Origin of the sequence: Streptomyces sp. NPDC051133 (assembly GCF_040682635.1) — a bacterium.
In the GTDB taxonomy this organism is placed as follows: Bacteria; Actinomycetota; Actinomycetes; order Streptomycetales; family Streptomycetaceae; genus Streptomyces.
Map to the genome: position 1 here is coordinate 1 of NZ_JBFBBK010000231.1, position 1,431 is coordinate 1,431.

A 1,431-nucleotide genomic window follows, 5' to 3' on the forward strand; every position below is an offset into this window, starting at 1 on the left:
GAGGTGCTGGACCGGCATCTGCACCACCTGCCACCAACCCCTGCCCCGCAAGCCACACACAACATCAAGATCGAGACAGACCTAACGGAGTCCTACTAGGTCGTGTCTTCAATTGATCTTGAGTAGTGGATCATGGTCGGGTGATACGTCGCCATTAGCAGGCCGTTGAGCTGAGCGAACACGCCTTCCTGCTGCCACTTGGCGAAGTATCCGTAGACCGTGTTCCAGTGCGGGAAGTCGTGCGGGAGGTAGCGCCACTGGACGCCGGTGCGGTCCACATACAAGATCGCGTCCATGATGTCGCGCAGATCGTGCTCGGGCGGCCGGCCGAAGTCCAGGGCCCTGCCGCGGCGCTCGGAGCGCCAGGCCGGCGGCCTGCCACCGATCAGCCGACTGTCACCAACCTCATGACCGAGTACAGCTAGACCGACGGTGCTGCTCCCGACGCGTCGTCGAGCAGCTCCCTCGCAGCGCGAACGGGAGCCCTCATGCTCGTGCAAGAAGCACACTTCACCGTCGACCTCGGCGAAAGCGGATACCTCATCGGCTTCACCGAGCAGGACGACTTCCCTGACGAGATGCCCTACGGCTGGCGCTGCGGGCCCGCTGGGCCTTGTAGTGCCGTTGTCCTGACCACCACCGACACCGGGCCTTTGCAACTCACCGTCCAGATCCACGACGGCCAGCCCGATGCGGAAGCGGACGATGTATGGGAGCCGGCGGAGGAGCTCAGCTTGCAGGCCGGGAGCGGCCGGGTTCATCTCGCCGCGCTCGATCCCGGCGAGGTCACGGATGCCTGGCCGGAGGAGGAGTCGCCCCTTTCGCTTTCCACCTCGCTCGCTGAGGAGCCATGGGTTCGGATGCGCCTGTACTGCCACGCGGATGTCCCCGAACCCGGCATCGGCGACCACGGCGAACGGCACCTGATTAGGCGGTGCCCTTGTGGCCGGCCCCCGGCCCGCCGAGGAACGGCATCCGGACCCCGGTGGACCCGCCACAGGACTGACGCCCCCCGGCCCACGGCGACTGCGCCAGCGGCGCCGGTAGTCGAGCCAACGCCGTGGATAGAGGACCGAGTCCGTCACTGCCACTGCCACTGCCGATGCCCACCAGAAGCAGGGGATGACCTTCAAGGAGCCGACCCTCGCGCAGCTCATCCGACTGGCCGGCGCCCCGCCGACGGAGCAGGGCATGGCGTCGTCGCCGGAAGACGGCTGGTGAGCAGGGCCGTGCTGGCCGCGGGAGCGACGGACGTCGTCCTGTTCACGGACCCGGCCAACCCCACCATCAACGCCCTCTGGTCGCCGCACTGCTCGCAGCGGTCACCGAGGACGCCCCCGAGGGCCGCTCCTGGCTGCTCACATCGGTCCGCTCGCCGCACGCCGTCACCTTCTACCGCCTGCACGGATGGATCCAGGCCACACAGCCCTC

The 1,431-nt window shown here is 67.6% G+C and carries 3 pseudogenes; 2 read left to right on the plus strand and 1 reads right to left on the minus strand.

Annotated features, from left to right (window positions below):
* Positions 1-164: 164 nt before the first annotated feature.
* A pseudogene (locus AB0N17_RS46670) lies at positions 165-386 on the minus strand (transposase); the annotation flags it as partial.
* 831 nt (positions 387-1,217) lie between these two features.
* Between AB0N17_RS46670 and AB0N17_RS46675 the strand changes: the two are divergent.
* Positions 1,218-1,301 (plus strand): annotated as a pseudogene (locus AB0N17_RS46675) (GNAT family N-acetyltransferase); the annotation flags it as partial.
* Positions 1,302-1,303: 2 nt separating this feature from the next.
* Positions 1,304-1,431 (plus strand): annotated as a pseudogene (locus AB0N17_RS46680) (GNAT family N-acetyltransferase); the annotation flags it as partial.